Below are 8,188 nucleotides of genomic sequence, written 5' to 3'. Positions count from 1 at the left end.
CCCCGCCCCTACCCAATACCGGCAACACGGAGACCCCCATCCCATGAATTCGCGCGAAACCCGAGGCATGCTGCTCGGCCTCATCGGCGTCATGATCTTCAGCCTGACGCTGCCGATGACGCGGATCGTCGTCTCCGAACTCCATCCGCTGCTCAACGGGCTCGGCCGCGCGCTCGCCGCCGCGGTACCGGCCGGCCTGCTGCTGTGGTGGCGCCGCGAGCCGCTGCCGACCCGCGCGCAACTGAAAAGCCTCGCGATCACGTCGGCGGGCGTGATCATCGCGTATCCGGTGTTCTCCGCGTGGGCGATGAAATCGGTACCGGCGTCGCACGGCGCGGTGGTCAACGGCCTCCAGCCGCTGTTCGTCGCGCTGTACGCGGCATGGCTGTCTCACGAGCGGCCGTCGAAGGCGTTCTGGGCCAGCGCGGTGGCCGGCAGCGCACTCGTGATCGCGTTCGCGCTGCGCGACGGCGGCGGCACCGTGCAGGCCGGCGACGCGCTGATGCTCGTCGCGGTCGGCATCGGCGCGCTCGGCTATGCGGAAGGCGCGCGCCTCGCGCGCCAGATCGGCGGCTGGCAGGTGATCTGCTGGGCGCTCGTCGTGTCCGCGCCGTTCCTCGTGCTGCCGGTCGGCTGGCTCGCATGGATGCAGCATGCCGCGCATCCGGGCCCGCTCGCCCTGCGCACGTGGCTCGCCTTCGGCTACGTGACCCTCTTTTCGCAATTCATCGGCTTTTTTGCGTGGTACGCGGGGCTCGCGATGGGCGGCATCGCGCGCGTGGGCCAGGTGCAACTGCTGCAGATTTTCTTCACGATCGCCTTTTCCGCGCTGCTGTTCGGCGAAACGGTCACGTCGTCCACGTGGCTGTTCGCGGCCGCGGTGATCGCCACCGTGGTGCTCGGGCGCCGCTCGGCGGTCGCCACGGCCGCGCAACCGGCTCGCGCCGGCTGAACAGGTGCGCCATAATGGACGTTTTGCCTGATCGGTTTTGCCCACCCGGCCGCGAAGGCTCGATCGCGCTCGCGCATGCCCACCCGGCAGCGTCGAAGCGATTTGCCCGAACGACCTTTCTTGACTGACCACGATATCCGAACGAGGAGACTATGAATCCGAGCGACCTGCATCCGCCGCACTGGCAGCTTTCCGAACGCGCCCGCAAGCTGACGAGCTCTGCGATACGCGAAATCCTGAAGGTCACGGAACGCCCCGAGGTCATCTCGTTCGCCGGCGGCCTGCCCGCCCCCGCGACGTTCCCGGCCGAACGCATGCGCGCCGCCGCCGATCGCGTGCTGCGCGACGCGCCGGCCGCCGCGCTCCAGTACAGCGCGACCGAAGGCTACCTGCCGCTGCGCGAATGGATCGCCGAGCGCTACAGCGTGCGCGTGTCGCAGGTGCTGATCACGACCGGCTCGCAGCAGGCGCTCGACCTGCTCGGCAAGGCGCTCGTCGATCCGGGCAGCCCGATCCTCGTCGAAACCCCGACCTACCTCGGCGCACTGCAGTCGTTCTCGCTGTACGAGCCGCGCTACGTGCAGGTGCCGACCGACGAGCAGGGCCTGCTGCCGGAAGGCCTGACGCCGGAACTCACGCAAGGCGCGCGCCTGCTGTACGCGCAGCCGAACTTCCAGAACCCGACCGGCCGCCGCCTGCCCGTCGAGCGCCGCCGCGCGCTCGCCGCGTTCGCGCAGTCGAGCCCGTTCCCGGTGCTGGAAGACGATCCGTACGGCGCGCTGAACTACCGCGGCGAGCCGCTGCCGACGATGCTGTCGATGGCGCCCGATCACGTCGTGCACCTCGGCACGTTCTCGAAGGTGCTCGCGCCGGGCCTGCGGATCGGCTACATCATTGCGCCCGAGGAACTCCACTTCAAGCTCGTGCAGGCCAAGCAGGCCACCGACCTGCACACGCCGACGCTCACGCAGCGCATCGCGCACGAAGTGATCAAGGACGGTTTCCTCGACGAGCACATCCCGACGATCCGCGAGCTGTACAGCGCGCAGTGCGACGCGATGCTCGGCTCGCTCGAGCGCCACATGCCGGAAGGCGTCACGTGGAACCGGCCGGAAGGCGGGATGTTCATCTGGGTGAACCTGCCCGCGCAGATCGACAGCATGAAGCTGCTCGCGGCGGCCGTCGACAATCACGTCGCCTTCGTGCCGGGCGCGCCGTTCTTCGCGGACAACGCGCAGCAGAACACGCTGCGCCTGTCGTTCGTGACGGTGCCGCCCGAGAAGATCGAGGAAGGCGTCGCTCGCCTCGGCAAGCTGCTGCGCGAGCGCCTCTGATCCCCTTTTTCCTGTCACGACTCTCTACGAGGAATCGAATCCATGGCTAACGTCTACGACAAGCTGAAGTCGCTCGGCATCGAGCTCCCGACCGCCGGCGCACCGGCCGCCGCCTACGTGATGAGCGCGCAAAGCGGCAATACGGTCTACCTGTCGGGCCACATCGCGAAGAAGGACGGCAAGGTCTGGGCCGGCAAGCTCGGCGCGGATCTTCAGACGGAAGACGGCAAGGCGGCCGCGCGCTCGATCGCGATCGACCTGCTCGCGACGCTGCACGCGCACACCGGCGACCTGAACAAGGTCACGCGCATCGTCAAGCTGATGAGCCTCGTCAACTCGACGCTCGACTTCACCGAACAGCACATCGTGACGAACGGCGCGTCGGAACTGATCGCCGAAGTGTTCGGCGACGCGGGCAAGCACGCACGCTCGGCCTTCGGCGTCGCGCAGATCCCGCTCGGCGCGTGCGTCGAGATCGAGCTGATCGCCGAAGTTGCGTAACGGGCGCAACACAGTGCCCGGCCGTCTCGTCCGCTTCAAGCAGATCGACGTGTTCACGTCGGTGCCGTTCAAGGGCAACGCGCTCGCCGTGGTGTTCGACGCCGATTCGCTCGGCGACGACGCCATGCTCGAGATCGCCCGCTGGACGAACCTGTCGGAAACCACGTTCGTCTGCACGCCGACCGATCCGGAGGCCGACTACCGCGTCCGGATCTTCACGACGGCCGGTGAACTGCCGTTCGCCGGCCACCCGACGCTCGGCACCGCGCATGCGTTCCTCGAAAGCGGCGCGCGGCCGCGTACGCCGGGCCGGCTGATCCAGCAGTGCGGGGTCGGCCTGGTTGCGCTGCGCGAGCAGGCCGACGGCTGGGCGTTCGCCGCGCCGCCGGCCCGCGTCACGCCGCTCGACCGTTCGGACTACGCGGCGCTGGCTGCCGCGCTGCGCAGCGACGCGATCGACCTGGAAGCCGAGCCGTGCGCGGTCGACAACGGCGCGCCGTGGCTGGTCGTGCGGCTGAAGTCGGCCGACGCGTGCATCGGCCTGTCGCCCGATCCGGCCGCGCTGGAGGCGCTCACGCACCGTTACGGCATGGACGGCCTCGCCGTCTACGCCCCGCACGCCGAAGGCGGCCCCGCGACGTTCGAAATCCGCTGCCTGATGACGGGCGGCAACTTCGGCTTCGGCGAGGATCCCGTCACCGGCAGCGCAAACGCCGCGCTGGCCGGGCTGCTGACACGGCAGGAGCGCCGCCCCGGCCCGTCGTATACGGCCCGCCAGGGTACGGCGATCGGCCGCGACGGCCGCATCTTCGTCAGCTATGCCGAAGACGGCACCACCTGGATCGGCGGCGACGTCGTCACGGTCGTCGACGGCACCTTCCTGTCACCCGTGTGACATTTCGCGATGTGCGATGGCGCCGGCCCGCCCGGCGCCCCCTACGCTTCGCCCAACTATCGCAAAAACGTTCCAGCCAGTAATATCGGGCCTAATCCGTTGTTTCGGAGGTCTGTCCATGGTTGCGTGTCCCGCGAACGAACAGACGTCGGGACAACCCGAACCATAGCCAGCCATCCTGACGGATGGCGCACGCGCGCAGGACGCCACCCTCTTCGATGAGCTCCGCCCGGCCCAACCACACGCCGCCGACCCGGCCGCTTCGCGCGCCGCGCAAATCGCGCCGGCGTGCGCTATTTGCGATCCCGCTGCTCGGGATGCTGGCGCTCGCGCTGCTGTGGGCCGTGATCATCGCGCGTCTCTCGGTGGAAAAGGACAGCGCATACAAGGAGGCGGCGGCTTCCGCGGCGATCCTGTCCTCCGCGCTCGAGCAGCATACGGTCAAGGCGATCCACCAGGTCGACCAGATCACCCGCTTCGTCAAGTTCGAATTCGAGAAGTCCCCCGCGCGCTTCAACCTCGCGAGCGCCGTCGAGAAAGGCGTCGTGCCGAGCGACACGCTGATCCAGGTATCGCTCGTCAACGCGAAGGGCATCCTGTTCGCGAACACGGCCGAGCTGCATCCGCAGCCGATCAACCTGTCCGACCGCGAGCACTTCAAGGTCCACCTCGCGCACAACGACGACCGCCTCTTCATCAGCAAGCCCGTGCTCGGCCGCGTATCGAGCCACTGGACGCTGCAGATGACACGCCGCCTGAACAACCCGGACGGCAGCTTCGCGGGCATCGTCGTCGTGTCGGAAGACCCGAGCTACTTCACGAACGACTTCTACAACAACGCGGCGATCGGCAAGGAAGGCGTGATCGCGGTCGTGTCCGATACGGGCGGCGTGCTCGCGCGGCGCACGGGCTCGGTCAGCAATGCGCCGGGCGCGTTTTCGGCGTCGGGCGTCTACCCGATCGCCGAGCGCGTGACGGGCACGATCATCGACCCGATCGACGGCGTGACGCGCATCGTGTCGTACCGCCACCTCGACGGCTACCCGCTCGCGGTGATGGTCGGGCTGTCGCAGACCGAGGAGTACGCGGACTACTACCACACGCGCAACGTCTACCTGCTGATGACGAGCTTCATCACGCTCGCGATGCTCGCGTTCTTCGGCGTCGCGACGGGGCTGATCGGCAAGCTGCTCGGCCGCGAGCGGGAAATGACGCAGCTCGCCGAATACGACCTGCTCACCGGCCTCGCGAACCGCTATGCGACGCTGCGCGGGCTGCGCAACGACGTGTCGATGCCGACGAGCCTGTCGCGGCTCGGGCTTCTGTTCATCGACCTCGACAACTTCAAGACCGTCAACGACACGCTCGGCCACAACGCCGGCGACATCGTGCTGCAGATGACCGCGTCGCGCCTGGCCGATGCGGTCGGCGACGAAGGCTCGCTCGCGCGGATCGGCGGCGACGAGTTCGTCGTCGTGATGAAGGGCGACGACGTCGAGCGACGCGCGGTGCGGCTCGCGGAAGCGATCATCCGGATGTTCAGCGAACCGTTCGACGTGCGCGGCAGTTCGTTCGTGCTGCACGCGAGCATCGGCATCGCGCTGCACACGGTCGCGAACGAAAGCGAGATCGACCTGCTGAAGAAGGCCGATCTCGCGATGTACAGCGCGAAGGACGCCGGCAAGAACTGCTACCAGTTCTACGCGCCGCACCTGTCGCACCGCGCCGACCACCTGATGCGCTGGGAACAGCAACTCCGCGTCGCGCTCGCCGAGGGGCAGCTGTTCCTCGCGTACCAGCCGAAGATCGACCTCACGCACCGCCACATCACCGGCTTCGAGGCGCTCGCGCGCTGGGATCACCCCGAGCACGGGATCATCTCCGCGAACGAATTCATTTCGATTGCCGAATCGACCGGCCTGATCGTGCCGATCGGCGACTTCGTGATCCGCACCGCGTGCGAGCAGATCGCGCGCTGGCGCGACGAGGGCCACGATACGCTGACGCTCGCGGTCAACATCTCGCCGGTGCAGTTCTGGCGCGGCGACCTGATCGAGACGATCTCGAGCACGCTGCAGGAAACCGGCATCGACGCGAACCGGCTCGAAATCGAGATCACCGAAACCGCGATGATGGAATATCCGGAGCTCGTGTCCGAGAAGATCGTCGCACTGAAGAAACTCGGCATCCGGATCGCACTCGACGATTTCGGCACCGGCTATTCGTCGCTGTCGTACCTGCACCGCTTCTCCGTCGACACGCTGAAGGTCGACCGCTCGTTCGTGCAGGCGATCCCGAACGATCGCAGCGTGTGCGTGATGGTGTCGTCGATCGTGCATCTCGCGCGCTCGCTCGGGCTGACCGTCGTCGTCGAGGGCACGGAAACCGAGGAGCAGATCACGTGGCTGTCCGCACTCGGCGAAATCGAGGCGCAGGGCTTCCTGTTCTCGCGGCCGGTGCCGGCCGACGCGATTCCCGCGCTGATCGCACGCTTCGGCGTGCGCAGCGATTCACCGAACGTGATCGCACACCGCGCGACGGGCAGCACGGGCGCGTAAGCGCACCGTAGCCGTGGCGGGCGTTGCGTGCACCGTCATCGTTTCGTTTTCCGATCCAATTGTTTAGTTCATGAACTAGCGTTTTCGCTCATGGCCGTGTCACGATGCGCGGCGGACAATCGGGAGGGGCAACGTGCCGGCGGGCCGCCGGCATGGCCATACGCGAGAGATCGGGCCCCGAGCCCATACCACCAAGATGACAACCGTCGAAATCGAAGCGACCGCTGATGTCGAACAGGCACAGGCTTCCCTGTGGGACCTGTTCAAGGTCGTTGCCAGCATTTCGGCGGTCTCGTGGGGCGGGCTTTCCATGATGGCGCAGCTCGAACGCCACTACGTGGAGCGGCTGCGGCGCATCGAGCCTCACGTATTCGGCGATCTCGTCGCGCTGGCCTGGCTCGTGCCGGGCCCCGTAGGCTGCAACGTGGCGATACAGGTCGGCCAGATACTGCACGGCCGCGTCGGCGCATGGGTTGCCGGCATCGCGAGCGTGCTGCCCTTCTCCATCCTGATGACGCTGTTCGCGATCTTCTATCGCACGCCGTTCGTGCGCTCGCTGGCAGCGCCGATGCTGATCAATCACTTCGGGATGGTGCTCGCCGCGCTGATCGGCGTCACCTGGGTCAAGCAGCTGCGCTCGCTCGCGCGCACACGGCGCGAACAGCTGATCGCCGCGCTGTCGACGATTCTGCTTGCTTTCGCGCATAATCCGGCCGCTTTCGTCGGGATTCTTTTCGCCGCGTTCGCGGCGGGCTGGCTGACCGGGCCGCCGCAGCGCGACGCGGTCGATTTCACGCTGTCGGCCCGCGACCGCAACCTGCTCGTGCTGCTCGGCGTGCTCGTCACGCTGTTCGCGGTGCCGCTGCCCGGCGATTACCAGGCGACGCTGCTGTGGCCGCGCCTCGCCGGCGCCGGCATGACGCTGTTCGGCGGCGGCTTTTCCGCGCTGCCCGTGCTCAAGACGCTGTTCGTCACGCCGGCAACGGGCATCTCCGATCACGACTTCACGCTTGCGTTCGCGCTGTCGCCCGTCGCGCCCGGGCCGCTGCTGAACGTCGTGCCGTTTCTCGGCTACCTGACCGACGGCTGGGTGGGCGCGCTGCTCGCGACGGCCGCGCTGTTCATTCCGTCGGGCTGCCTCGTCGTGTTTGCGCAGAACCATCTGTCCCGGCTCAAGCGCCATTCGCGTTTCGAGCACGGCATGCGCCTGCTGCGCGCGGCAACCACCGGTTTTCTCGTCGTCGCGGTCGTGAGGATCCTGCACCGCGAACCGGCCGACCCCGTTTACTGGCTGACGGGCGCCTTCGCGACGCTTTGCTTCGCGCGCTTCAAGGTGCCCGTCTATGCCGTGTACGGCACGGTCGCGGTTGCGTGCGGCGTGTGGCTGTGGGCCGCCGCGCGCTGACGGGCGGCAGCGGCCGCCCCGTCGGCCTTGACCGGCACTCGCCCGTCCTCAACCCGCCTGCACCGCGACCCGGCGTGCCATCCAGCGGGCGCGCAGCGCGTCGTACGCAAGGTTGAAGCCGAACGTGTAGGGCAGGAAGAACAGCACGATACCGAGGTCGAGCAGCAGCGCCTCGACGAGGCTCACGTTCAGCCACCACGCGGCGACCGGCACCACCAGCACGACGAGGCCGAGCTCGAACAAGGCCGCATGCGCGATCCGCATGCCGAGCGTGCGCGACAGCCCCGCGCGTCGCTCGATGCGGTCGAACAGCGTATTGAACGCCATGTTCCACGCCATCGCGATCAGCGACACCATCACCGTCAGCACACCGACGTGCGACACCGGCATGTCGAGCAGCCACGCGCCGAGCGGCGCGCACAGCGCGATCGCGACCAGCTCGAACGTCAGTGCATGCAGCAACCGTTCCGTCACCGTTTTGTTGACCTGTTTCATGATTCCCTCCGATTCGTCTGCTTCGTTGATGGCCGCCATTTTGATCGG

The 8,188-nt window shown here is 67.6% G+C and carries 7 protein-coding genes; 6 read left to right on the top strand and 1 reads right to left on the bottom strand.

Annotated features, from left to right (window positions below; all coding sequences use genetic code 11):
• Window positions 1–43 precede the first annotated feature (43 nt).
• The 6 genes from VK92_RS25270 to VK92_RS25245 all read left to right on the top strand — a co-directional run bounded on the left by VK92_RS25270 (window position 44) and on the right by VK92_RS25245 (window position 7,645).
• Window positions 44–952, top strand: a complete 909-nt coding sequence (locus VK92_RS25270) for a DMT family transporter (protein ID WP_021158543.1) — start codon at window positions 44–46, stop codon at window positions 950–952.
• Window positions 953–1,104: 152 nt separating this feature from the next.
• On the top strand, window positions 1,105–2,286 hold the full coding sequence (locus tag VK92_RS25265; protein ID WP_048025387.1) for an aminotransferase-like domain-containing protein: 1,182 nt from the start codon (window positions 1,105–1,107) through the stop codon (window positions 2,284–2,286).
• 42 nt (window positions 2,287–2,328) lie between these two features.
• On the top strand, window positions 2,329–2,787 hold the full coding sequence (locus VK92_RS25260; RefSeq protein ID WP_034208050.1) for a RidA family protein: 459 nt from the start codon (window positions 2,329–2,331) through the stop codon (window positions 2,785–2,787).
• A 13-nt stretch (window positions 2,788–2,800) separates the two neighbouring features.
• Window positions 2,801–3,682 carry a PhzF family phenazine biosynthesis protein gene (locus tag VK92_RS25255; RefSeq protein WP_048025386.1) on the top strand — a complete coding sequence of 294 codons (882 nt, stop codon included), beginning with the start codon at window positions 2,801–2,803 and terminating at the stop codon, window positions 3,680–3,682.
• 218 nt (window positions 3,683–3,900) lie between these two features.
• Entirely contained in the window at window positions 3,901–6,240 is a 2,340-nt protein-coding gene (locus tag VK92_RS25250; protein WP_021158538.1) for a bifunctional diguanylate cyclase/phosphodiesterase, read from the top strand.
• A gap of 196 nt (window positions 6,241–6,436) precedes the next feature.
• Window positions 6,437–7,645, top strand: a complete 1,209-nt coding sequence (locus VK92_RS25245; RefSeq protein ID WP_048025385.1) for a chromate transporter — start codon at window positions 6,437–6,439, stop codon at window positions 7,643–7,645.
• Between the two features lie 48 nt (window positions 7,646–7,693).
• On the opposite strand, the gene VK92_RS25240 is transcribed toward VK92_RS25245, so the two are convergent.
• The gene (locus VK92_RS25240) at window positions 7,694–8,140 is read right to left on the bottom strand and encodes a multidrug/biocide efflux PACE transporter (RefSeq protein WP_048025391.1); all 447 of its coding nucleotides are present in this window, start codon (window positions 8,138–8,140) and stop codon (window positions 7,694–7,696) included.
• Window positions 8,141–8,188: the final 48 nt, after the last annotated feature.

The sequence above is a fragment of the Burkholderia sp. LK4 genome (assembly GCF_001043615.1).
In the GTDB taxonomy this organism is placed as follows: domain Bacteria; phylum Pseudomonadota; class Gammaproteobacteria; order Burkholderiales; family Burkholderiaceae; genus Burkholderia; species Burkholderia cepacia.
The sequence above is the reverse complement of the archived record's forward strand: the minus strand, read 5'-3'. Positions and strand labels throughout refer to the sequence as shown.

Coding starts and splice junctions, on each gene's coding strand:
- VK92_RS25250 (WP_021158538.1), top strand. CDS start 3,901: ATGAGCTCCGCCCGGCCCAACCACACGCCGCCGACCCGGCCGCTTCGC.
- VK92_RS25245 (WP_048025385.1), top strand. CDS start 6,437: ATGACAACCGTCGAAATCGAAGCGACCGCTGATGTCGAACAGGCACAG.
- VK92_RS25240 (WP_048025391.1), bottom strand. CDS start 8,140: ATGAAACAGGTCAACAAAACGGTGACGGAACGGTTGCTGCATGCACTG.
- VK92_RS25260 (WP_034208050.1), top strand. CDS start 2,329: ATGGCTAACGTCTACGACAAGCTGAAGTCGCTCGGCATCGAGCTCCCG.
- VK92_RS25265 (WP_048025387.1), top strand. CDS start 1,105: ATGAATCCGAGCGACCTGCATCCGCCGCACTGGCAGCTTTCCGAACGC.
- VK92_RS25270 (WP_021158543.1), top strand. CDS start 44: ATGAATTCGCGCGAAACCCGAGGCATGCTGCTCGGCCTCATCGGCGTC.